At 57.8% G+C, this 23,524-nt stretch carries 22 protein-coding genes; 7 read left to right on the forward strand and 15 right to left on the reverse strand.

What is annotated here, in order from left to right; genetic code table 11:
• Window positions 1-344 precede the first annotated feature (344 nt).
• The 6 genes from GNG27_RS12560 to GNG27_RS12585 all read right to left on the reverse strand — a co-directional run bounded on the left by GNG27_RS12560 (window position 345) and on the right by GNG27_RS12585 (window position 4,951).
• Window positions 345-1,283 carry a LysR family transcriptional regulator gene (locus GNG27_RS12560; protein ID WP_156263902.1) on the reverse strand — a complete coding sequence of 313 codons (939 nt, stop codon included), beginning with the start codon at window positions 1,281-1,283 and terminating at the stop codon, window positions 345-347.
• 192 nt (window positions 1,284-1,475) lie between these two features.
• Complete coding sequence (locus tag GNG27_RS12565; RefSeq protein WP_156263903.1) at window positions 1,476-2,501, reverse strand: alcohol dehydrogenase; 1,026 nt, start codon at window positions 2,499-2,501, stop codon at window positions 1,476-1,478.
• 3 nt (window positions 2,502-2,504) lie between these two features.
• Complete coding sequence (locus tag GNG27_RS12570; RefSeq protein ID WP_156263904.1) at window positions 2,505-3,575, reverse strand: FAD-dependent oxidoreductase; 1,071 nt, start codon at window positions 3,573-3,575, stop codon at window positions 2,505-2,507.
• On the reverse strand, window positions 3,572-4,246 hold the full coding sequence (locus tag GNG27_RS12575) for a cupin domain-containing protein (RefSeq protein ID WP_156263905.1): 675 nt from the start codon (window positions 4,244-4,246) through the stop codon (window positions 3,572-3,574). The genes GNG27_RS12570 and GNG27_RS12575 overlap by 4 nt, the downstream gene beginning before the upstream one ends.
• 55 nt (window positions 4,247-4,301) lie before the next feature.
• Window positions 4,302-4,643: a carboxymuconolactone decarboxylase family protein gene (locus tag GNG27_RS12580; protein ID WP_142489641.1), complete on the reverse strand. Its 342-nt coding sequence runs from the start codon at window positions 4,641-4,643 to the stop codon at window positions 4,302-4,304.
• 26 nt (window positions 4,644-4,669) lie between these two features.
• Entirely contained in the window at window positions 4,670-4,951 is a 282-nt protein-coding gene (locus tag GNG27_RS12585; protein ID WP_156263906.1) for a hypothetical protein, read from the reverse strand.
• Window positions 4,952-5,129: 178 nt separating this feature from the next.
• On the opposite strand from GNG27_RS12585, the gene gcvA reads away from it, so the two are divergent.
• Window positions 5,130-6,056 (forward strand): transcriptional regulator GcvA, encoded by a 927-nt coding sequence (gene gcvA, locus GNG27_RS12590; RefSeq protein WP_142489643.1) that lies wholly within the window; start codon window positions 5,130-5,132, stop codon window positions 6,054-6,056.
• Between the two features lie 12 nt (window positions 6,057-6,068).
• Here gcvA and GNG27_RS12595 read toward each other — a convergent pair whose 3' ends face one another.
• From GNG27_RS12595 to GNG27_RS12615, 5 genes are all read right to left on the reverse strand, one after another.
• Window positions 6,069-6,560, reverse strand: a complete 492-nt coding sequence (locus GNG27_RS12595) for a GNAT family N-acetyltransferase (RefSeq protein WP_156263907.1) — start codon at window positions 6,558-6,560, stop codon at window positions 6,069-6,071.
• Window positions 6,557-9,655, reverse strand: a complete 3,099-nt coding sequence (locus GNG27_RS12600) for a CapA family protein (RefSeq protein ID WP_197090523.1) — start codon at window positions 9,653-9,655, stop codon at window positions 6,557-6,559. Before GNG27_RS12600 ends, GNG27_RS12595 begins: the two co-directional genes overlap by 4 nt.
• Before the next feature lie 575 nt (window positions 9,656-10,230).
• On the reverse strand, window positions 10,231-10,650 hold the full coding sequence (locus GNG27_RS12605) for a translesion error-prone DNA polymerase V autoproteolytic subunit (protein WP_156263909.1): 420 nt from the start codon (window positions 10,648-10,650) through the stop codon (window positions 10,231-10,233).
• Window positions 10,651-10,881: 231 nt separating this feature from the next.
• Window positions 10,882-11,343: a hypothetical protein gene (locus GNG27_RS12610; RefSeq protein ID WP_142489646.1), complete on the reverse strand. Its 462-nt coding sequence runs from the start codon at window positions 11,341-11,343 to the stop codon at window positions 10,882-10,884.
• Window positions 11,344-11,881: 538 nt separating this feature from the next.
• Entirely contained in the window at window positions 11,882-12,760 is an 879-nt protein-coding gene (locus tag GNG27_RS12615) for a DMT family transporter (RefSeq protein ID WP_156263910.1), read from the reverse strand.
• Between the two features lie 90 nt (window positions 12,761-12,850).
• Between GNG27_RS12615 and GNG27_RS12620 the strand changes: the two genes are divergently transcribed.
• From GNG27_RS12620 to GNG27_RS12630, 3 genes are all read left to right on the forward strand, one after another.
• Window positions 12,851-14,185: a PLP-dependent aminotransferase family protein gene (locus GNG27_RS12620; protein WP_142489648.1), complete on the forward strand. Its 1,335-nt coding sequence runs from the start codon at window positions 12,851-12,853 to the stop codon at window positions 14,183-14,185.
• 306 nt (window positions 14,186-14,491) lie between these two features.
• On the forward strand, window positions 14,492-14,674 hold the full coding sequence (locus GNG27_RS12625) for a general stress protein (RefSeq protein ID WP_039028538.1): 183 nt from the start codon (window positions 14,492-14,494) through the stop codon (window positions 14,672-14,674).
• Between the two features lie 117 nt (window positions 14,675-14,791).
• On the forward strand, window positions 14,792-15,010 hold the full coding sequence (locus GNG27_RS12630; RefSeq protein WP_142489649.1) for a hypothetical protein: 219 nt from the start codon (window positions 14,792-14,794) through the stop codon (window positions 15,008-15,010).
• 67 nt (window positions 15,011-15,077) lie between these two features.
• Here GNG27_RS12630 and GNG27_RS12635 read toward each other — a convergent pair whose 3' ends face one another.
• Together GNG27_RS12635 and cybB are read right to left on the reverse strand one after the other, a co-directional pair.
• Complete coding sequence (locus tag GNG27_RS12635; protein ID WP_231600396.1) at window positions 15,078-16,346, reverse strand: MFS transporter; 1,269 nt, start codon at window positions 16,344-16,346, stop codon at window positions 15,078-15,080.
• 9 nt (window positions 16,347-16,355) lie between these two features.
• Complete coding sequence (gene cybB, locus GNG27_RS12640) at window positions 16,356-16,883, reverse strand: cytochrome b561 (RefSeq protein ID WP_156263911.1); 528 nt, start codon at window positions 16,881-16,883, stop codon at window positions 16,356-16,358.
• A gap of 183 nt (window positions 16,884-17,066) precedes the next feature.
• On the opposite strand from cybB, the gene gap reads away from it, so the two are divergent.
• Together gap and GNG27_RS12650 are read left to right on the forward strand one after the other, a co-directional pair.
• The gene (gene gap / locus GNG27_RS12645) at window positions 17,067-18,068 is read left to right on the forward strand and encodes a type I glyceraldehyde-3-phosphate dehydrogenase (protein ID WP_142489651.1); all 1,002 of its coding nucleotides are present in this window, start codon (window positions 17,067-17,069) and stop codon (window positions 18,066-18,068) included.
• Between the two features lie 103 nt (window positions 18,069-18,171).
• On the forward strand, window positions 18,172-19,098 hold the full coding sequence (locus GNG27_RS12650; protein ID WP_156263912.1) for an alpha/beta hydrolase: 927 nt from the start codon (window positions 18,172-18,174) through the stop codon (window positions 19,096-19,098).
• A 101-nt stretch (window positions 19,099-19,199) separates the two neighbouring features.
• On the opposite strand, the gene aldA is transcribed toward GNG27_RS12650, so the two are convergent.
• Entirely contained in the window at window positions 19,200-20,639 is a 1,440-nt protein-coding gene (gene aldA / locus GNG27_RS12655; protein WP_156263913.1) for an aldehyde dehydrogenase, read from the reverse strand.
• Window positions 20,640-20,837: 198 nt separating this feature from the next.
• On the reverse strand, window positions 20,838-21,641 hold the full coding sequence (locus GNG27_RS12660) for a YdcF family protein (RefSeq protein ID WP_156263914.1): 804 nt from the start codon (window positions 21,639-21,641) through the stop codon (window positions 20,838-20,840).
• Between the two features lie 189 nt (window positions 21,642-21,830).
• On the opposite strand from GNG27_RS12660, the gene GNG27_RS12665 reads away from it, so the two are divergent.
• Window positions 21,831-23,483: an MFS transporter gene (locus GNG27_RS12665; protein WP_370462874.1), complete on the forward strand. Its 1,653-nt coding sequence runs from the start codon at window positions 21,831-21,833 to the stop codon at window positions 23,481-23,483.
• Window positions 23,484-23,524: the final 41 nt, after the last annotated feature.

Here is a 23,524-nt window from a genome sequence, read left to right on the forward strand (position 1 = left end):
AAACCGGCGGGCGTTGTTCAAAATATACACCCTGCAACTCAGTGTTATATTTATCTGAAACACTAATAACGTTGCCGCCGCTATTTTCAATGACTATAACCCTGCGGTTATTAATGATTGAATGCGGAAAGCTTTACACAGCCCAGAATAGATGGCGAATGAAAATTAAAGAAAACAGTTTCTACTTTTGCTCACAAACAGGGCAGATGGAAATAACATGACGCAAGCCGCAAATGGCAGTTTTTTATTTATCCCGAATGTGATCCGGGCGAGAGATTTTATTTATGAGTACATTCTTATCTGTCATTTGTTTTGTGAAGCAGATCATATTTATTTACCGGGCCTTAATCGAGGCTGGCAATCGTTTTTTCCCACAGGTTCCAGGGCTGATGTTCTTCTACCAAATAATCGATGAACGATCTGACTTTCGGGTTGCGGAACTTGCTCGGGAAGTAGAGTGCGTAGAGGCTGTGCGTCGGATACGCATAGCGGCCATCCAGCTTCAGGGGAAGCAGCGCTCCGCTCGCAATGTGCTCGCTGATCAGGTAGGAGGGCAGCCAGGCGATACCCTGTCCTGAGAGCGCCGCCTTCAGCAACAGCAAGCTGCTGTTGGCCTGTACCGGTGTTCTGGGTTTGATGTCGCAGTGGGGATGCTGTAACCCCCTCTCGTTCAGGCGGAACGGGGGCGTTAGCCCGGGATAGACTAAACACTCATGGCTGACCAGTTCAGCACGTTTTGTCGGGGTGCCGTTACGCTCAAGGTACGCGGGTGCCGCGCAGTAAAGCCAGCTGATTCGGGAGAGCTTGCGCGCGGCATAGTTCTGCGGCGGGGTAGCCGTGATCCTCAGCGCGATATCAACGTTGTTTTCGTTCAGGTTGATCAGATGATCGTCCAGGTCGAGGATCAACTCCACGTCATGATGCTTTCTTCGGTACTCTTCAAAGATGTCGATCAAGTGGGAATAACCAAACGCCACGGAGCAGGTGATCTTCAGGGCGCCATGCGGATGGTTAAAATAGCCGCAGGTGGTGTTGATGATGTCGTCAAACTCCTTCAGCAGTTCCGTGGCCCTGGAAACGAAATATTCTCCGGCTTCGGTTAGCTGGAAGGTGCGCGTGGTTCGCTGGATCAGCGGCACCCCAAGATTCTCTTCCATCACCGCCAGCCCCTTGCTGACGGCTGAAGGAGAAATATTAAGCAGGCGCGCGGCTTCCGAGAGCCCCTGCCCTTCGCTGATTTTCACCAGCATTTCAATCTGTTTGATCGTCAATGGAATGGTCATGGCTCTTTTCGGTCGGCTTACCGCGTGGCGTCAGGGAACAGGGTTATTTGCGGCAGTATGCGCGGGAAACTGCACGTGCGACAAAGCAGATAAACTTTGTGGATGAGGAAGGTTTTCTTTCAATAAAAAGGCCTGCGCAACATATTGCCCAGGCCTTGTTTGTGAGGCGTATTTTAACCGTCTCCTGCCCGATCAGGCGCGATCCATCGTCAGCACCATGCGGAATTTGGCCTGTCCGCTGCGCATCTTTTCCCAGGCCTCCTGTGCCTGGGCAAGGGGCCGGGTTTCTATTCTGGCGCGCACATCCGCCAGCAGGCTGAAATCCAGCGCCTTTTCCAGCTCAATGGGCGTGCCGGTAATAGCGCCGTTGACCGACAGCTCCCTGCCGACCAGCAAACCCGGCATTAACGCCAGCGGCTCCTTACCCACGCCAACCACCATCAGCCTGCCCTGGGGCGCCAGCGCCGGTAATAACGCCGAGACGGCCTGGCTATCGGTAATGGTCGACAAAATCACCTGCGCCCCCCCGAGGGATTTGATCGCCGCGGCGGCATCGTGGCGGTGGATATCAATATAGTGGTGCGCTCCCAGGGCCATGACGTCATCCGCGATGTCGTCCCCCCGGCCAACGGCGACGACGCGAAAGCCCATCTTGCGGGCGTATTGCAACGCAAGATGGCCTAAGCCGCCCACACCCTGAATCACTACGGTATCCCCGGCCCGGGCGTGGGATTTTCTCAGGGCATTGAAGGTCGCAATACCGGCACAGAGGAGCGGCGCGGCCTCCACAGAGGTAAGGTCATCCGGAATAGTGACCAGCCCCGTTGCACGCGCCAGCATATACTCGGCATAACCTCCGTCATGCGAGCTGCCCGTCACGGGCTGATTCTGACAGAGGTTAAAATGCCCCAGTCGGCACTGCTCGCAGGCATGACAGTGTCCGCCCAGGCGCCCCACCCCTACGCGCTGGCCCGGTTTCAGGTACGCGGGCAGAGCATCAGAGACCCTGACAATGGTGCCAACCACCTCATGCCCCGGCACGCGCGGATAGTCCACGCCCTTTTCCAGCCCCTCAATCACGCCCGAATCCGCGCCGCAAACTCCGCAGGCTTCCACTTTGATGAGCACCTCTCCCGGGCAGGGTGTCGGTAGGGGTTTCTCCACCCTTTCCAGTTGTCCCGGCCGGGTGACCTGCATGGCTGTGTAGGTGTTAGTCATGTTTTAACTCCGATTCAGGATGCGTTTAACGCCTTCTTCGGCAGCCTCTATGGCTCCCGCGATATAGCCCGGAAAATCATGCGACCACTCGCTGGCGATGCCCGTGACGACGCGGCTCCACCGTCCTTCTGTCGGCCAGGCCGGAGGGACGGCGTGACCCGCCGGTAAGGTCAGATCGCGCGACGTCGCGGTAAACGGATCTCCAGCCCAGTCTTTCAGATATTCAGCCCGCGGAAAGGCGGCCTCCACACCAAACAGGCGCACCAGCTGCGCTTTACACAGCTTTTGTAACTGCTCCTCGCCCAGCGCCTGACGAGCGGCGAACGGCACGCCGATGAAGCCAAACAAGGCAAACATCTCATCAGGCTCAGAGACATCATGTATCTCAACCATGGGGCCAGCGCTGCTGCGGGCCTCACCGGATAAGCCATTGTTCTTCCAGAAGCCATGGTCATAGAGCGCCACATATTTTGCATGTGGCGCCATCCAGGTCCCGGTGTTGCGCCAGGCCTGCAGCAGCGGCGACGGTAATGCAGGTAAAAAGGCGATCGCCGAGGCCAGCATTGGCGGCAGGGCTAACAACAGATGATCGCCCTGCACTGACACGTACTGCTTATCCGCGGCCAAACAGGTCACCGCAATCTGCTCGTCACGCTGTTCCGCCTGCGTGGCCTGCATGCCGGTCATGATCCGCACAGGCTCAATCTGCTGCTTCAGGGCAGCGATAAGACGAGACATCCCGCCGCGCGCCCGCGCCGCCGCCGAGGAAGAGACAAATCCGGGATGGCGCGACGGCGTATTGTCCCCGCGTTCGAAGAGCATATCGCCTGTCTCCTGGTGGACAAAAATATCGATGCCCAGCCTGGCGAGTAGCTGATTAAGCGCCGGCTGGATCCCCGGCCAAATCCAGGTAGCCCCCAAATCTGCCTGCGAACCCGGGGCCTGCACAATCCGCCCTCCGACGCGTTCCCGCCCTTCGAGAAGCAGGTAATCCACTCCGGCTTGCTCCAGCAGGTATGCCGCGTATAGCCCACTTAATCCCGCCCCTACAATTACCACCCGGGTCTTGATCATGATTGGGGTTCCTGTGCGGGCGCGAGATGGCCGGTTTTGAGGTAGACGAGGGTGTTTTCTTTCTCAGCAATAAACGCCATGCGCTGACCCGATGGGATGCGGATCCAGCTTCCCTGTTCATGAATGCTGTTGGCTTCAATCAGGCTGCCTTCAACGATCAGCAGCTCCGCGCCGCCCGGCAGAGTGGATTCAACTAACAGCGCCCCGGCCCGCAGCCGTAACAGACAGACGTTCTCCTGCGCATTACTGAACAGGGGACACACCTGATGTTCATCGCGCGTTAACCAGTTTGCCGGGTCGCAGGTATTGACGCGCAACGGCAGTTTCTCGCTCTCCGCCATTTGCCCGAGCTTAACAAACAGTAATGTCCCCCCGGTGCTATAAGGCTGATGGGCAGATCCGGGTGGGTTGCGCAGATACCAACCGACGGGATAATGCAGCCCGCCTTCGGAAAATTGCCCGGCCAGCACCAGAATCTCTTCGCCGCCCGGATGACAATGGGAGGGAAAGGCGCTATCGGGAAGATAGCGAACCAGACTGGTTGCACGTGCCTGCTCCGCCCCAATGCGATCCAGCATCACACGATCAACCCCGGGCTGCGGCGAAGGGATCCAACGGTACCGATCGCGGGTGACGGTGACGCGCCGGGTAAAATCGTGATTAATTAACATGTGGCGTTCCTGCAAAAGGGAAAAGCGACTTCAGGAAGAAGCCGCCGTACTGAGGTTATTTTGGCAACGAATCGAAAGCATCGAGCGCACGGGAGGAGTAAACCAGCGCCGCACCGGTGTTCAGCGTGATCGCCACACCTAAGGCTTCCGCAATCTCTTCACGCGTCGCACCGTGCTTTGCCGCGGCTTCAGCATGCACCGACAGACAGCCATCACAGCGGGTCGTGACGGCGACAGCCAGCGCAATCAGCTCATGCGTTTTGGCATCCAGATGCCCGGTCGCTGCCGCGCCGTTTTGCATCTTATCGATACCCTGCATCACGTCGGGTTGCAGACCTGCAAATTTCCCGATAGCGGCACGCAGCTCTTTACGCATTTCAGTCCAGTTCAAAAACACACACATCCCCTTTTAGAAGTGAGTCATCAGGCCAGGGTGTAGATACGTACATCCGGCGCACTGTTGAGATAAGGTTTCAATGCTTCAACGACATCCGCGGTGAACAGCTGAGAGCCGAGATAGGCTTCGGCCTGTTTTGCCGTGTCGAAACCATGCAGCACCTGTACATCTTCCGTGCGCACCAGCAGCTCTTTAGAAACCGCACCCTCAATGGTTTCCAGGAAAGGCGCTTTATACTTCTGATACACCGCGGCGGCGGCGGCACGATTCTGTTCGCTGATATCGAGGGTGATTTGCAAATAAGCCATTGTTAACTCCTTTACTCTGTTAGTAGAACAAAGAAAAACTTTTCACTTGAAAGCATCGACAGGTTTAAGGACTTAAACGATTTGTTTTGTAAGCCTTACCGTTTCTGCATTATCTTTAGCATCGCTCTCATGAACAAATGAGATAATCTTGGCTTTATGAAAAGGTTTTCTATCTGATATGAAGTTGCCGGTTCACCTCAATGCACTGCGGGCTTTTGAAGCCAGCGCGCGCCATCAAAGCTTTTCCCTGGCTGCGGAAGAGCTCAATGTCACTCCTGCTGCGGTCGGTCAGCTTGTGCGTTCCCTGGAAGAAGTAGTGGGCTATCCGCTCTTTCATCGCAGCCACAACCGACGCGCCGCGCTGGTGCTGACGGAGCCCGCGCAGCGTGCGCTCCCGGATATTCGTATGGGATTTCAGAACCTGAACCTGGGGATGACCCTGCTGCGCGAAGGTGCCACCCATGGCATTCTCAATGTCACCATCAGCCCGGCCTTTGCCGCCAAGTGGCTATTGCCGCGTATTGAAGATTTTCAGCAGCGCTGGCCCGATATCGACGTGCGTCTGGAAACCAGCCTGAAGCTGCTGGATTTCACCGCGCTGGGGATGGATGTCGGTATTCGCTACGGACTGGGGCAGTGGGAGGGATTACAGGCAGAACTGTTAATGTCGGAAGAGGTTTTTCCGGTGTGTGCCCCCGCCATGATGGCGGACAACCCGGCCATAAACTGCCTGACGGGCATCACGGGGCAGACGCTGATCCACGACCTGTCGATGGAACAGCACAACGATTTTATTACCTGGGATCTGTGGTTGCGCCGCTTCAACGTGCAGGCCATGGCCCGTAAGCCCGGCCTGCGTATCAACAGCTCAGCCGCCGTATTACAGGCGGCCGTGGAAGGTCATGGTGTGGCGCTGGCGCGCAGCATTATGGTGGATGAGGATCTGAAAAGCGGCAGGCTTATCCGCCTGTGCCCCGAGGTGTCGCTTACCAGCCCGCTGGCCTATTACCTGGTCTATCGCCCGGGCTGCGACAGCCTGCCGAAGATCGCCCACTTCCGGGAGTGGATGATTGAGCAGGCCAGGCTGTTTAACGCTGCGCAATAAGGTGCAGAAAATTCAGAGCGTCATCATCATTTCATGCCACGCCATTCCGCCGTGATCGGACGCCGAGGGCTTGATATAGCGGTAGCCAAAATGGGCGTACAGATCGACGTGTCGATCTTTACACATCAGGTGGATCGTCTTTTTGTTCATCGCCTTCATGCGTGACACGAACTCACGCATCAGCAGTGACGAGTAGCCTTTCCCCTGAAAATCCGGATGAACCACCACGGACATGATCACCGCGTTTGGCGCATCCGGATCGTGGCCCACCAGCTCTTTAAACGCTTCATCGGACATCACCACTTCCCCTGCACAGCCCGCATTAATGAATCCGATGACGTTGCCCGCCAGCTCTATACAGAGGAAGCCTTCCGGGTAGCGGTTAATGCGGGTGGCAATTTTCTCACGCGTTGCCGCTTCATCCCCTTCGTAGGATGTGATTTCAATGTCATAGCAACGATCAACGTCAGCTGGGGTTGCCTGGCGGAATACCGGGGTGGTCATATTATTGCCTCTTCATCATGTTGTGGGCGACAGGTTACCTTTTTTCTGACAACCGCTAAATCCCCCCCAAACTGCGGGCCGAGCGGCAACGTAATCACACCGCTCTCCGCCCCAGTGGCTATACCGCTTGAAGGCGAAAAATCTACGCCCCGTTCCGCCAGGATCGTCATGACCTGTTCAAACTCCGCGGGCCCGACGGGCCGGGGCTGCCAGAACGTCTGCTGATTATCAAGCAACACCGGATGCAAGCAGAGCTTCGGCTGTTCGCCGCCCACCTGTAGCCGCACGATAAAGCCGTAAGGGGGAACGTTGCGCTGGCGGTATTCGCCATTGCTGTTAAACACGCCATTACCGATGCTGTAGACCACCCACGCATCGCCCAAACGCTCAATCTCGCCCAGCATATGCGGCCCGGTACCGATGATCAGATCTGCCCCTGCACGCGTCAGCCTTTTTGCCAGCGCTCGCTGTTGTTCACCCGTCCAGCGATAATCCATGCCCCAGTGAGCAAGCACGATGGTTGTCGCCGGATTATCACGCGCTTTTTCTGCACGCAGTTGCTCAATCAATTCGCCGCTGATGCAGGCCGCGCCCGCCCGACGCGGCTGCGCATAAAACGCGCAATCCTGCTCCATATACAGCCGGAACCAGTACGCGCTATAAAATTTAAACACTTTCCCGCCAACCGAGATCACCAGCGGCGCGCTCGCCTGGCGAGCATTTAGACCGCTGCCAAAGCTGACGATATCCTGCTGGCGGAACGCGGCCAGGGTCTGTTTCAGCCCTGCTTCGCCGGCATCCATACTGTGATTATTCGCCAGCGCCACCGCATCCACGCCTGCACGTCGTAGTGCTGCCGCAGAGCGTTCAGGATCGCCGATCAGGCAGAAGGGTTTGCGCCCCTGCAGGCTCTGTGTGGTGGCTGTCCCCAGCGCGGCTTCGAAATTAGCAATAGTGTAATCGCTTCGGGCGATCAGCGGACGAAGCCCCTGAAAGGAGTAATCGTAGCCATGGTGCTGGAGCGCATCATCAATCCCCTTCTGCTGGCGCTGTCGGGTATACCACTCGCCATAGTAGGTATCGCCAATGAGGGTAAAAACTGCCGCCTTTTTATCCAGCGAGACCGTTCTGTCATCCCGTTCTTCGGTGATGGATGTCTCTGTGCCTTCCGCCTGCGCCAGCAATTTATCAAGCTGATAATCCAGATGGAACGCATCGCTGGCACCCGCCACGCAGGCGAGCCAGACCTGCTTTCCGATACGCTGGATCGCAAACCCCCAGCGCGGAGAGCCGCCAGAGGTATAGCTGTAACCGGCACGACCATCCATCTGCATATTGGTCGTTTTACGGTACAGTTTGTCGCCAAAGGTCATTTCACTTTCAGCAAACCAGTGCAGGAGATGGGGATAATGCTGATAGAAATGGCGGATCATCAGAGCGATATCCTGCAGGGTCGTGCACTGCCCGTCGCGCAGACGCCCCGAGACGCTGTGCAGTCGGGTCCGGGTCATTCCTATGGCATCAGCCTGTTTCTGGATCCCTTCTCGCGCCGTCTGGTTATCACCAAACAGATACTCACCAAGATTAATCGCCGCGTCGCAGGCATTCTCAATCAGCATGGCCTGCACCAGCGACTTCACCGTCAGGCTGTCACCCTTTTTCAGACCCAGTGACGGCCCCTGCTGTAGCACCTCTGACGCAATTTCCCGGACCGGGACTCTCTCCACCAGCGCGAGTTTTCCCTCCTGCAACCGTTGAGCGCACAGCAAGGCCAGCAGCAGTTGACTCAGATGCCGGGGGGTTAGCGTATCCTCCTCATGCCGGGCTACGGGCGTCTCGCCCGTTGAAAGATTAACCAGCAGGGTAGCGCAGCTCTGTACCGGCCGTGGCGCCTGAGTCTGCTCGTGCAGTAATTTCACGACCTCACCAAAATCCGATTCATAGGGATCGCCTTTGACCAGCACGATATCCCCCTCACGCAGCGTCTTCAGCACAGACTCCACCATGGCGCCAGCCTGCATAAAATGCCCACCCGCCCGCGCGGGTGGCAGGATTTCATGGAGATAACGCATCTCCTCGCCATGAACAAAGACCTGGTGAAAACCGGCGGCTAACAGCGGTTCCGCCAGCGAACGGTGAACTTCCTCTGCTTTATCGTTCAGGTTGATAATGCGTGCCAGCACCGCAATTAAGCGCCGCCCTTTTTCCGCAGCCTGGCGCGAGGCAAAATCGAACGCATTGAGCATCGACAGGTATTCTGCGCTGTAGCTGTCATCAATCAACGTTACGCTGCCGCCTGCGGGAACGGGAAGCGACGAGATCTGCATTTTCCGGCGGTGATTACGAAATGCAGCAAGCTGTTTGCCGATTTGCGCGGCCTCCAGTCCCAATAGCCTTGCCGCTATCATTACCGCCACCGAGTTTGTTGCAATCCCCTTCCCCGGCTCATCGAGACGATAACGGATCGTTTCGCCCTGTAGGTAGATGCCGATATCAGACCCCTTCATATCCGACACAAACCAGGTCACGGGCACATCTGCCAGCGGGTGAAAGCCGTAGCTGATAACGTTCGCGCCATAGCGCACCGCATCCTGATGCACCTGTTCATATTCCGCGATATCACGATTCACAATGGCATAGCCGCCAGGAATTATGCCGTTACAGACCCGGGCCTTATGCCGGGCAATATCCTGGAGCGTGCGGTTATTTTCACGCACCTGAGTGATACCCACTTCCGTGATAATACAGATATGCGGTTTTATACGCAGACCCACGCCACCATTGCGCATCCACAATGCAGAAATAGCGGCCTCAATCACCACATAGTCAGGGTTAACGCCTGCGCGTGCCAGCGTCAGCGAAACACCCGTGCGCGAGTTATTATTGCCTTGCGTCGTCACGACCGATCCCGCAGAAGAGAGCACGGCGCTGAGCATGTCTTTGGTTGAGGATTTACCGACGGTGCCGGTTATCGCGACGGCTTTTCCATTAAACCTGCGCCGCGCTTCGGTCCCCAGTGAAATAAGCGCCTCATACGAATCCTCAACCAGAAACTGCGGAAAATCGGGCGGCAATTCGGGAATATAGCGTTGCACTACTGCGCCACAATAATTCGCATAGTGCTTTTTCAGATAATCATGGGTATCGGACCATCTGGCGTAAATTCCGGTATTACCGGTTCCTCTTAGCCAGGTATCGACATCCATGGCAACAAAGAGACGGGGAACGCCTCTGCCACGATCGGATGAAAAAATGGCAATATCCTCCGCGTGCCACCCCGCCGTGGTAGATACAAGCCATTGTCCTTTCAACAAATTTTCGAAATCAGCTGCCGTCCATCCTGCATGATTGTTCACTGATATATATCCCTTATTATTAAATAACGACATCCCTGTTAATTTGCTATTAACGTTGGTGTTGCTCATTATTTTTGCGCCAACCAACGGAAATATTTTCTACAGTAGACATGACGATGGGGGCAATCAAGTTGCGGGGGAACGGCGACTGTTTATTGAATAACCACTTCAGATGTAAGTGTTTATAGTGATTCAGAATATCTTTTTTGTAAGAATTTTCGGACCTGACAGAAAAGGCGGGAAATATCCCGCCGCACCGGGTGTAATAATCGCCGTGTTATACACCTGAATGTATTTCACGGAGAGCCGTCCTGTTAATCCGCCGATTTGACGATATAGGTCACCACGCCAAAGATATCGAGCGAATCTTCGCTGCCTACGACGATGGGCGAATAGGCGCTGTTCATCGGGTTAAGCTGCACCCGGGGTCTGAGCTGGAGGCGCTTTACCGTAAACTCCCCCTCCACCGCCGCGATGACAATATCCCCGTGCTGCGCCGTTCTGGCGCTGTCGACAATCAGCAGATCGCCGTCGCCGATCCCGGCATCAACCATTGAATCCCCCGCCGCTTTCACGAAATAGGTCGAGCTGGGGTGCTGGATCAGCAATTTGTTCAGGTCGATACGCTGTTCCACGTAGTCCTGCGCCGGGCTGGGAAAGCCGCACTGTACGACCTCGCCGAAAAGGGGTAGCGCGATCACCTCGCGCAATGCTGCAAGTTGGTAAAACACCATGATTCGTTCCTCGAATACTGTTTTTATATACAGTAGTCGTAGCGAGGAGCGCAGGCAAGTCACGGTGCAGCAGCGGCTGTTTATTGCTTAACCGCTTCGCTTATAAGTGATTAATGTGTTTGAGAATATTGATTTTGTAAATATTTCAGGGCGTTGCATGGACGGCTCCCTCTCTCTTGCGGGAGAGGGGAAACGCCGGGCGGCACTGCGTTTGCCCGGCCTACGTGCTCCTCAGTTAATCAACGCATCAATCGCCACGCGCCCGTCCGGCGTTTGCAGCCAGCGCGGCGCGTTGAGCGTATCGGCGTAGAAGTTCACCAGCTCATACAGCAGCCCTTCTATCACGCGCGCCATCTCCGGCGGCAGAACGTTGCCGATCAACAGCTGCGTGAGGGTCTGACAATACAGGCCAAGCTGGTCGCTTTCCGGTTCGAATGCAGGCAGGCGCGAGGGCAGATCGTTAAGGGTAAAGCGGCCCACCAGGTGCGGCGGGATAGGCTCGTTGAGCGTTGGTTGCAATAACGCGAGACAGGCAGAAAGTCGGGCGCAGAGCGCCAGCTTTTCAGCGGGATCGTCGCTTTCCAGCAGGGTATGGGCAAAGCGTTCGCAGTGGTTCGCCAGCTCGGTGAAGTCGGTGTTATGGGAGAACGGTGTGGTGAATAAAGCGTGATCAAGAGTTGGGGTTGTAGCCATAGTGGCAATCTCCGATTAAGTAATGTCATCGATAAAATTTGCCAGGGTTCCAATCCCGACGCCTGATTTTGCAGGCGCAACCGGAAGATACTGCGCAGAGTACGAAGCGACAAGCCTACAAAATCATTTCCGGAAAGCGCCTCGCAAAAAATTGTAACGCAACGAAGAAAACCCAGATTAATAAAATAATTACAGCGACTCCCTGGTCCGGCTGAAAATCGCTGAGGCGTTGACCGCAGGCCGGGGCGAGGCGCATGGATGCGCCGAGAGGGCGTGACCTACATGGATGTAGGATCACGCCCGACCCGATAGCCGGAGGGAATAAGCCGAGGGCACCGCGAAGCGGCGATTTTCTTTGCCGGGAGCCGGGGTAGCCAGGGGGGAGGCGGCGAGCCCCCCTGGCACGTTCACGGGTTCGGGCGTATCAGAGAAGCAAGGAACGTGAAGTGAACGGAACCACCTCCGCCGCCGCATGTTCCCCGTCACCCTAACCCTAATCCTCAATGGAGAGGGAACGGTTCGTGCAAATCTTCTACCTTCACCGGGCATATTTTCGCGAGCCGATCACACACAAAATCACCCCCAATGTAATCACCATCATCAACGGACTCACCCGCTCATGCAGCAGCGTGGCGGACAGCGCCAGCCCCAGAAACGGCTGCAACAGCTGCAACTGCCCGACGGCGGCGATCCCACCCCGGGCCAACCCTTTGTACCAGAAGATAAACCCGATCAGCATACTGAACAGCGACACATAGCCGAGCGCGCTCCAGGCCGGAAAACCGATGCCGCTGAAGGATGCCGGCATCGTCAGCAGAGAGGCCAGCACCATAAAAGGCAGCGCCAGGATCAGCGCCCAGCTGATCACCTGCCAGCCGCCTGACTCGCGGGTAAGCGCGGCTCCCTCCGCATAGCCCAGGCCGCAGACGATCACCGCCGCGAGCATCAGCAGATCGCCCGTCAGGGAGAGCGCGGCACCTTGCGAAAGCGCAAACCCCATCACCAGCAGGCTGCCGAGCGCCGAGAAGATCCAGAAGGCCCGGGCCGGACGCTCCTTGCCGCGCAGCACCGCGAAAATAGCGGTCATCAGCGGCAGCAGCCCAAGGAACACAATCGAATGGGCGGCGGTGACGTGCTGCAATGCCAGCGCTGTCAGCAGCGGAAAGCCGACCACCACGCCCAGCGAGACCATCATCAGCGGCACAATCCGGGCGGCTGGCGGGCGTTTTTCCCGCGATACGAGGATCAGCATCAGGGCCAGCACCCCGGCAAGAGAGGCCCGGGCAAAGGTCAGGAAAAAGGGATCAAAGTCCTGCACCGCAACCCGCGTGGCGGGCAAGGAGCCGCTGAAAATCACTACCCCCAGCAGGCCGTTAAGCCAGCCTGACAGCGCGTTTTTATCTACCGCCATATTCATTACCCTTACCTTCCCAGTCTTGAGCCTCTGTTGAGCGGATGGTAGTCTCGCCAATCTAATACAATCAAATTATTGTCATGGATACATTCGATGAAAGCCCGCTACAAAGGGATCGTGGATCGCTACGCTGCGTTGATTCGGACTACCCAGATCCCGGCAGGCACCCGCCTGCCCACCCACCGCACGCTCGCCACCCGGGAGCATATCTCCCTTGCCACCGCGACGCGGGTCTATGCTGAGCTGGAGAAGATGGGGCTGGTCAGCGGCGAAACCGGACGCGGAACCTTCGTCAGAGAGATCCTGTTGCCCTCGGGCCAGGGGATCGATCAGCAGGCGATCGCCACCGATGTGCTGGATCTGAACTTCAACTATCCCGCCCTGCCGGGCCAGGGGGAGCTGCTGCGCGAGGCGCTCCGGCAGGTCGCCGCCGGAGGCGATATCGAATCACACCTGCGCTATCAGCCGCATGCCGGCAGGCAGATCGAGCGGGAGATCGTCGCCGCCCACCTTGCAGGGCCACATTTTCAACCCTCTGCGGATAATGTGCTGATCGTGAACGGGGCCCAGCATGGCCTGACTGTCGCAGTGATGGGGCTGCTTAGGCCCGGTGACGTGGTGGCGGTGGACGCTCTCACCTATCCCGGCTTTAAGGCCCTGGCGGCGCTCTATCATCTGGAGCTTCTCGCCATCCCCTGCACGGAAACCGGCCCGGATCTGGCGGCGTTACGCCAGCTCTGCCAGCGGCGTCACGTGCGGGCGGTGTACACCATGCCCACCCTGCACAACCCGCTGGGCTGGGTGCTGAACCATGAGCAGCGCAGAACCCTGGCGGATATTGCCCGGCAGCACGACCTGCTGATCGTCGAAGACACCGCTTACGGGTGGCTGATCCGCCGTCCACCGCCGCCCGTCGCCAGCTTTGCCCCGGAACGCACGGTGTATGTCACCGGCTTTTCAAAAAATGTGGCGACCGGTCTGCGGGTCGGGGCGGTGATCTGCCCGCCGGATCTGCGCCCGGCCCTCGAGAGGGCCATCCGGGCCACCACCTGGAATACGCCATCGGTAATGACCGCCATGGTCTGTCACTGGATCCAGGACGGCACCGTGTCCCGCTTTGAAACGCTGAAAAGACGCGACGCCCGGCAGCGGCAAACCGTTCTGAAAGCGGTGCTGGGGGATCTGCCCTGCATTACCCATCCCGATTCGTATTTTGCATGGCTGCCGCTTGCGGACGAGGCCAGAGCCGATCGGGTCGTGAAGGCGCTGATGGACAACCATATCTCCGTCTCGACCGCGGAGCCGTTTTCAACCTCCGGCACGGTGCCGCAGGCGATCCGCATCGCCCTTGGGTCGGTGACGATCAAAAATTTACGTCACGCGCTCTTGCAGGTCAGAGCGGCGGTGGAGCTGGAGCAGAGTCGTTAAGCCGGATTGCTTCTTAAGACTCGTCTTAATTTACCCGGGAAAGTCATTTTTTCTGGCGCTTGATCACAGTAAATATCTCCCCTGAAATAATTCGGACCACATGTAACTTTTGCTAACTTATTTATTCGCGTCGATATATTCTCCATCACCTGCAAAAATGCCTAAAATATATTCAGACGGAGCACAAAAACGCGCCGAAAGGCTTATTGAAGTTTCTGCCGTTCTGTCTACATTTATTTCTGCACACATTTGAAGAGGTTAATTTCCTCTCAGTAAATATTCTCAACGAAACACTGGAGACATGTTATGACTAAACATCGAGGCGGTTCCGGCAATTTCGCAGAAGACCGGGAACGTGCATCCCAGGCGGGCCGCAAAGGTGGACAGAGCAGCGGCGGGAATTTTAAAAATGACCCGCAGCGCGCATCTGAAGCGGGAAAAAAAGGTGGACAGAATAGCCGGGGCGGCGGCCGCAAACCAGCGGCATAAGCTCCAAAATATATTCTCTCTCTGACCCATTTTTGTCAGACAATATATTTGAAACGGCGAGAAAGGTATAAATACCTGACCTTTAACAGGCAGTTCGATGAATTATGCGGAGGTTATATGCTGCATTTGAGAAGAAGAGTTCGCAACGCACGTAATAATCATCGCACCAGTGATGATGTCGGCTGGATAATTCCGGGTGACGCTGAGCGTACCCGTTCACCGGATAGCGGCCCGGCACTCCAGCTCAGAAGAGACAATGACGCCAGCAGTGAGGTGAGGCTCAGCCAGCGTCAGTCGTATCTGGTCAACGCCATGGCGAACCGCGATCTGAAGTAAACAGCTGTTAAGTGATGTAAAACGTGTTGTGCTTTGTTATTCGCCCGGCCTTCCCCGCCGGGCTTTTTTATGCCCGCAGCGGCAGCCCGGCACTCTCTCTGGCGCGCAGCACCGTCAGGAGGGTAATCAGCGCCGCCGCCATCACATACAGCGCTGGCGAGAGCGGATTACCGGTCACGATCGGCAGCCAGGCCAGCAACCACGGCGTCACTCCGCCAAAGAACGCCACCGCAAGGTTATAGGCAATCGCCATGCTGCCATAGCGGACCCGGGTCGGAAACAGCTCCGCCATCGCCGCATTGCTGGCGCCGTCAAAGGCGGCGATGCACAGCCCCACCAGCAGCAACCCCAGCACCGCAGGGAACACCGCCCCACTTGCCATCAGCTTCATGGCCGGCCAGGCGACGAGGATCAACCCAAGGCATCCCGCCAGCATCAGCGGTTTACGGCCCAGCCGGTCCGACAGGTAGCCCATAAAAGGCACCAGCACAGCGACGGTCAACAGCCCGAGGGTGGTGATGGTATAGGCATCCAGCGCCGGGTAGTGCAGCGTCGCCACCAGCCAGGCAGGAATAAAGGTTTGCAGCATCCAGTGCACCACCGCCTTGATCGCCACAAACCCGATGCAAAAGCCCAGCGCCCGCTTGCCGGTGGTCACGGCCCTGTGCAGCGGCGCAGCTTCCGTTTGATGGCTGTTCAGCAGCGCCTGAAATTCAGGGGAGTCCTGAAGATTGTTGCGCAGATACAGGCCAATCCAGCCCAGCGGCCCGGCTAACAGAAACGGAATGCGCCAGCCCCAGTCGTTCATCGCCGCCTCCCCCAGCCCCGCGGTCAACAGCAGCACCAGGCCCGATCCGGCGACAAAAGCCATAAAGCCGAAGCTGTCTGTCCAGCAGGTGAAGTAGCCCCGGCGGTCAGCGGGGGCATACTCGGCCAGAAAAGTGGTGGCACCTGCGCTTTCTCCCCCGGCGGCAAACCCCTGGATCATCCGCACCAGCACCAGCAGGCCCGTGGCGAGCAGCCCGGCCTGCGCGTAGGTGGGCAGTAACCCGATGGTAAAGGTAGCGCCGGAGGTCAGCAGGATCACGGTAGCCAGCACCTTGCGCCGCCCAATCCTGTCTCCGAGGGATCCAAACCACAGCCCGCCGAGCGGACGTATCACAAACCCGGCACCAAACACCGCGAACGAGGAGAGCAGCGCCGACGCCGGGTTGTCGGTATGGAAGAACTGCGTGCCAATAATGGTCGCCATCGTACCGTAGAGCCCGAAATCGAACCATTCGACAAAATGACCGATGCCGGTGGCGAGCAGCACCTTACGCAGTTGAGGGGGCACAGGCTGCTCTTAACGCTTTTTCGGCATCATGCGCAGCAGGGTGTTGTCTTTCCAGAAGTAGTGATGAAGCAGCGCGGCAAAGGCGTGAATGCCGATAATAAAGTAACCCAGGTTCGCCAGGGTGACGTGCCAGGCTTTCAGCGTGTCCACCAGGTCGAAATTGCCCTCGGCGGCGTGGGGCATCCCCAGGCCAAAGGCAAACCAGATATTGCCCCGGTTATACATCATCACCAGGCCAATCAGCGGCAGGGCAATAAACAGCAGATAGATGGCAAGGTGGCCCAGATGGGATAAGCCGATATACATCGGTTTTGGCTTAGGCACGATCGGCGGCGCGGGGTACTTAAGACGCACCAGCAGGCGCGCCACCATCAACACCAGAATAGAGATACCGCAGGAGACGTGGATCATGTTGATCAGCGGGCGGTCGCTGCGGGGGAAAAAGCCGCGAAACTCCATGGCACAGTAGGCCACGATCACCAGCAGAAAAACCAGCCAGTGAATTGCAATTTGCAGGCCGGTGTATTTATTACGCATAGTCTTTCCTGATAAAGGCTAATAAAAAGGTAAAATAACCAGCTTCAGTTAAAAATTCATTAACTTTTGTCCCCGCGTTTTCAAAAACTTCCGCGCAGATGAGGCATCTTCAATTGCCTCGCTGGGCTTCCTGGTCTATTCCTGGATGAGTTCAACGTCCCGTACATCATTCAGGAGAACATCATGAGTAAGATTGGCATTAACGGATTTGGTCGTATTGGCCGACTGGTTCTTCGTCGGTTACTGGAAACTCAGGACAGTAATAGCGTCGTGGCGATTAACGATTTAACGTCACCGAAAGTGCTGGCCTACCTGCTAAAACACGACTCCAACTACGGCCCCTTCCCGTGGAGCGTGGACTTTACGGAAGACTCCCTGATCGTCGACGGAAAATCCATTTCGGTGTATGCCGAAAAAGAGGCGAAACACATTCCGTGGAAAGCCGCCGGGGTGGATCTGGTGGTGGAGTGCACCGGGTTCTACACCTCGCAGGAGAAGTCGCAGGCGCATCTGGACGCCGGAGCGAAAAAAGTGCTGATCTCCGCCCCGGCCGGGGAGATGAAAACCATCGTCTTTAACGTCAATGACGACACCATCGACGCCAGCGACACCATTATCTCCGTCGCCTCCTGCACCACCAACTGCCTGGCACCGCTGGCGAAGGTACTGCACGACGCCTTTGGCATCCGGGCGGGCACCATGACCACCATCCACGCCTATACCGGCACCCAGGCGCTGGTGGATGGCCCGCGCGGCAAAGATCTGCGCGCCTCGCGTGCCGCAGCGGAAAACATCATCCCGCACACCACCGGCGCGGCGAAGGCCATCGGGCTGGTGATCCCTGAACTGAGCGGCAAGCTGAAGGGCCATGCCCAGCGCGTGCCGGTCAAAACCGGCTCCGTAACCGAGCTGGTCTCGATTCTGGAGAAAAAAGTGAGCGTGGATGAGATCCACCAGGCGCTGAAAAAGGCCACCGAGGGCAATGAGTCCTTTGGCTATACCGACGAAGAGATTGTCTCGTCGGATGTGATTGGCTCGCACTTTGGTTCGGTCTTCGACGCCACCCAGACGGAAGTCACCGACGCGGGCGACGTCCAGCTGGTGAAAACGGTGGCCTGGTACGATAACGAATACGGGTTTGTCACCCAGCTGGTGCGGACTTTAGATAAATTCGCTGCCCTGTAAACACGCCGCGGACAGCCCTGCTGTCCGCATCCTGTGAGTCGGTGCTGGTTTTCATTTTGTTAACCCTGATATAACAAAGGCTTTCCAGAGAGGGAGCTTTATCATGGAAGCACTGAGCCGCGACACATTAGAACAACAGATGGCGCAAGCCGTGGGCCGTTCGGCCACCTTTACCATCTGGCCCGATAATGAAGCCCCTGGCGCACGCACCAGCGACGCCGTTTTTACCCCTGAGCCCCGCCATACCGGGACCTCCGACTACGATCGCGCCGTCACCGGCATCCGCGCGCCGGAGATCGCCGTGTATGCCCCTGCCCGCCCTAACGGCGTGGGTATTCTGGTGGCGCCCGGCGGCTCCTATCGCCGCGTGGTGCTGGATAAAGAGGGCAGCGCGCTGGCCGCGTTCTTTAATGCCCGCGGTTATACCCTGTTTGTGATGACCTACCGCATGCCGGGAGATGGTCATGAAGAGGGGGCCGACGCGCCGCTGGCCGACGTGCAGCGGGCGATGCGCGTGATCCGCGCCGGGGCAGCGGAGTGGAAGCTGGATCCGGCCCGCATTGGAGTACTGGGTTTCTCTGCGGGTGGGCACGTGGCGGCGAGCCTCGGCACCCGGCACGATGAAGCGGTCTATGCCCCGGTGGACGCCGCCGACGCGTTCCCTGCCCGTCCGGCCTTTATGGCGCTGGTTTATCCGGTGATCACCATGCGTGACGCGCATCATCATTCGGGTTCGCGCCATGAGCTGATCGGCGATAACCCGACAGAGGCGCAGATTGGTCGCTACTCGCTGGAGGAGCGCGCCACCCGCGACGCCCCGCCAACTTTCCTGCTGCATGCCGCCGACGACCCGGCGGTGAAAGTCGAGAATAGCCTGGCGATGTACAGCGCCCTGCGCCGCCTGGGGGTGCCGGTTGAGATGCATCTCTTTGAGCGTGGAAAACACGGGTTTGGCATCCGCGATGCCCAGGGCCTGCCGGTAGCCGTCTGGCCGGAATTGATGATGAACTGGATTGAAACAAAGGTGTAGCCTGCATCGCCGGGTGGCGGCTTCGCCTTACCCGGCCTACGTCTCCGATGCGGTTATCGGTTTTGTAGGCCGGGTAAGCGCAGCGCCACCCGGCGTTCTTATCAGGACTGCAAATAGACCACCTGGGTCTGCAGGTACTCATGCAGACCGTGTTTGCCATCCGCTCCGCCGATCCCGGATTTACGCCAGCCCGCATGGAAGCCTTGCATCGCTTCAAAGTTCTCGCGGTTGATGTAGGTTTCACCGAACTTAAGCCCTTTGATGGCTTTCATCGCCACGTTCAGATCCCGGGTGTAAATCGACGACGTCAGGCCATAGTCGCTGTCGTTGGCCATCTTCAGCGCCTCTTCCAGGGTGTCAAACACCACCACCGGCAGCACCGGCCCGAAGGTCTCTTCGTGCATGATGGTCATATCCTGACGTACGTCGAGCAGCAGCGTTGGCGGGTAGTAATAGCCTTTCCCCTCTGCCGCCTTACCGCCCAGCACCACTTTTGCCCCCTGCTGCACCGCCAGAGCCACCTTCTGCTCCACGCGCTCCAGCGCCGCAGCGTTGATCAGCGGCCCCATGGCGATGTCGTTGCGCTCGGCCGGGTTGCCAAACTGCACGGCTTTCATCGCTTCGCCCAGACGGTTCACAAAGCGGTCGTAGATGCCCTTCTGCACATACACGCGCTCGGCGCAGTTGCAGACCTGCCCGGTGTTGATTACCCGGGAGTCGACAATCGCTTTTACCGCCAGCTCCAGGTCCGCATCGTCCATCACGATGGCCGGGGCTTTACCGCCCAGTTCCAGGCACACTTTAATGATGTTCTTCGCCGCAGCGGCCATGATCTTCTCGCCTGCGCCCACGCTGCCGGTCATGCTGACCAGCGCCACTTTCGGGTTACCCGCCAGCTCCTGACCTACGGTTTCACCGCGGCCCAGCACCAGGTTAAAGACCCCTTTTGGCAGACCAATCTCGTCAACGATTTTGGCAAAGGCGATAGCGTTGTTCGGGGTGAACTCGCTCGGCTTAATAACGATGGTGTTGCCGGTCAGCAGCGCCGGGCCCAGCTTGCGGGCGATCAGGAAGAACGGGAAGTTCCACGGCAGAATACCGGTGGTCACGCCAAGCGCCCGTTTGAACAGCAGGATGTTTTCGCCCGGACGATCGCTCTGGATAATCTCACCTTCGTAGCGACGCGCCCACTCGGCCATATAGTCGAGATAGTCGGCGGTGAACGCCACTTCCACCTCCGCGAGCTGCTGAATTTTGCCGCCTTCGGCCACGATCAGGGCGCTGATTTCGCTGGCGCGTTCACGAATGCCGGCGGAGATTTTACGCAGCCAGCCCGCGCGCTGGATAGCGGGCAGCGCCTCCCAGTCGGCCTGAGCGCGCTCGGCGGCGTCGATGGCCTTGCGGGCATCTTCAGCGCTGCCGTCGGGAATACGGGAAATGACCTCTTCGGTGGCCGGGTTGATCACATCAATCCAGGCATCACCCTGCCAGGCTACAAACTGTCCATCGATATACATAGGATGTTGTACGGGTACTGTCATGACCTGCTCCTGTAATTGCACTGTTTTTAACAAGTAAAATTATTGTTAAAAACTACAGTTCCCGACCCGTAATCACAGCCTATCGCGCTGTTTTTGTGAGACATCTCATAAAAGAAACGGGTCAGCAGGAGGAAAAAATCACAATTCGACAACAAAGGCTGCCCGTTTGCGGGAAAGTCATCGCAAACGGGCAATGGGTTACAGCAGGGAGCGGCTGACCAGCGCTTCGGTGAGAATGACGTCGTTACGCAGGATCTGCCAGGCGGCCTCCACCTCCGCGGGAATATCAACATGGACGATGAAATCGCGGCCGAGCGGGCCATAGCCATTAATGTCATCGCGTAGGCGCGGAAGTTCACCCAGCACCAGCGACAGATAGCGTTCTACCGGCCACAGCCCCTCGCCGCCGCCGCGGAATACCAGCCCCTCCTCGCTGTTCTGCAGCTGCGGTACGATGCCGGGATGGCTGGTCCATTCCGGGGCATCCGGCTTATCGCGCCACACCCGGGCAAAGGTTGCCATAGTGCGGCGCTGCATGGTCGGATCCTGCACCACAATCCCACGTTTCACCCGCAGCTGATGATGGTGGATCGTCGCGGCGCTGAAACGGGCATTTTCACCGCAGTTGGTGGACTGATCTTCCACCAGCAGGCGCTCGGGCGGAATATGCCAGAACTCCCGGGCGATCTCCGCAAGGATAGTGGCTTCGGCTTTGCCGGTGGTGCGCACTTTGTTGTAGCGCGGGTGTCGCGCAATGGCGGCGTATAAAAAGGTGGTCGAGTGGCCGATACCGCCGCTGATCAGCAGAGGGATGGCAAGCTCCGAGGCCAGCCGACAGGCCGCGTCGATGGAGGGGATCACCGCATTACCGGCCAGCACCACCAGATCCGGCTGCAGCGCGGGCGGATTGTAGGGCAGGTTATCTTCAGCGAGCCAGGCCCCGACGGTATTGACCGCGGCCAGCGTTTTATCGGGCAGAGACGGGAAGATTGTGAGACTCATCGTTACCTCCTTCCAGCAAGTAAGCTCAGAGTAACGCATAGGCTACTGGTTAACAGAGGATCCCTCTGAAATATTTTCGCTCACATTTGCGTAACCTCGCATGATCATATTCACTTGAAACAGACTTTGCGTCAGACGTAGAATCATTAGCCCACTAACTATTCACAAAAACTATAGGTAATTATCGTTATGCGCCTGCCCCAGCGCGACCCCTATGCTCCTCGCGAGTGGCAGCCTCACGAAAAGCCAATGCTGTTAGGCTCCCCGTCCACCCCCCTGCACAGCACCCCGAAGCGCATCGCCTACGGGGTGGTGGGTCTGCTGGTCTGTCTGACCGGGGCGCTGGGCAATGCGATGGTCGCGGCCAACCTGCAAAATTTGCAGGGCACCTTCTCCGCCTGGTCCACCGAGATCGCCTGGCTGCCGGCGGTGTACGTGATGACCAACGTGTCGATCAACCTGCTGCTGGTGAAGTTTCGCCAGCAGTTTGGCCTGCGCGCCTTCACCGAAGGCTTTCTGGTGCTCTATGTGCTGGTGACCTTCTTTCACCTGTTCGTCAACGATCTCAGCTCGGCCCTGATGGTGCGCGCCGCCCACGGGATGGTGGCTGCGGCCCTCAGCTCGCTGGGGATCTACTATCAGATCCAGGCCTGGCCGGCGAAACATCGTCTGAAGGCCCTGACCATCGGCATCACCGGTTCGTCGCTGGCGATCCCCATTGCGCGGCTGTTCTCCACCGAACTGCTGCAGCTGGACGAGTGGCGCGGGCTCTACCTGTTTGAACTGGGCCTGGCGCTGATCTCGCTGGGCTGCGTGATCGCCCTCAAGCTACCCCCTGGTGACCGGCGCAAGGTATTCGAGAAGAAAGATTTCATCACCTTTATCCTGCTGGCCCCGGGAATGGCGCTGCTGTGCGCGGTGCTGTCGCTGGGACGGCTTGACTGGTGGTTTGAAGCGCCGTGGATCGGCTGGTCGCTGGCGGGCTCGCTGGTGCTGATTGTCTCGGCGATTGTGTTTGAACATAACCGCAGCAACCCGCTGCTCAACACCCGCTGGCTCTCCAGCGGCAGCATTGTGCGCCTGGGGCTGATCATGCTGCTGATCCGCATCGTGCTGGCGGAACAGAACACCGGGGTGATCGGCTGGCTGCAGTATGTCGGCCTGCAGAATGAACAGATGACTCATCTGGCGTGGTCGATTTTTGCCGGGATCGTCTGCGGCATCGCCGCCAGCTGCCTGACCATCAAACCGACCAAACTCGCCTGGCCGATTATCACCTCGCTGGTGCTGATGATTATTGCCTCGCTGCTCGACAGCCAGTCCACCAGCCTCACCCGCCCGGATCAGCTGATGCTGAGCCAGTTCCTGCTCGGGTTCGGCAGCGCCTTCTTCCTCGCCCCGGCGATGCTGGCCGGAATTGGCGGCGTGGTTGCCGATCCGCGTAATCTGGTCAGCTTTTCGGTGCTGTTCGGCATGAGCCAGAACATCGGTGGTCTGCTGGGTTCTGCCATTCTGGGCACCTTTCAGACCTGGCGTGAGAAGTACCACTCCGGTCTGCTGGCCGAGCAGCTCACCAGCCTCAATCCGCTGGTGAATGAGCGGTTGCAGATCTACAGCCAGATGTACCGGAGCCAGATTGGCGACAGCGCCCTGCTGAGCACCCAGTCGGCGCTCCAGCTGCAGAACGCCAGCACGCTGGAGGCAAATATTCTCGCTTACAACGATACTTATCTTCTGACGGCTGGCATTGCCACCGCCACGCTGGTCTGGATTATATGGCGCTTGCTGCGGCTGCGCATTACTGCCCGTCTGGCGCTGAAAAAGGCCACCGGCAGTCAATAACGGTTATAAATAATAATGATTAATGTGTTTTATCAGGAGTG

It is taken from the genome of Leclercia sp. 119287 (assembly GCF_009734485.1).
Classification (GTDB): Bacteria; Pseudomonadota; Gammaproteobacteria; order Enterobacterales; family Enterobacteriaceae; genus Enterobacter; species Enterobacter adecarboxylatus_C.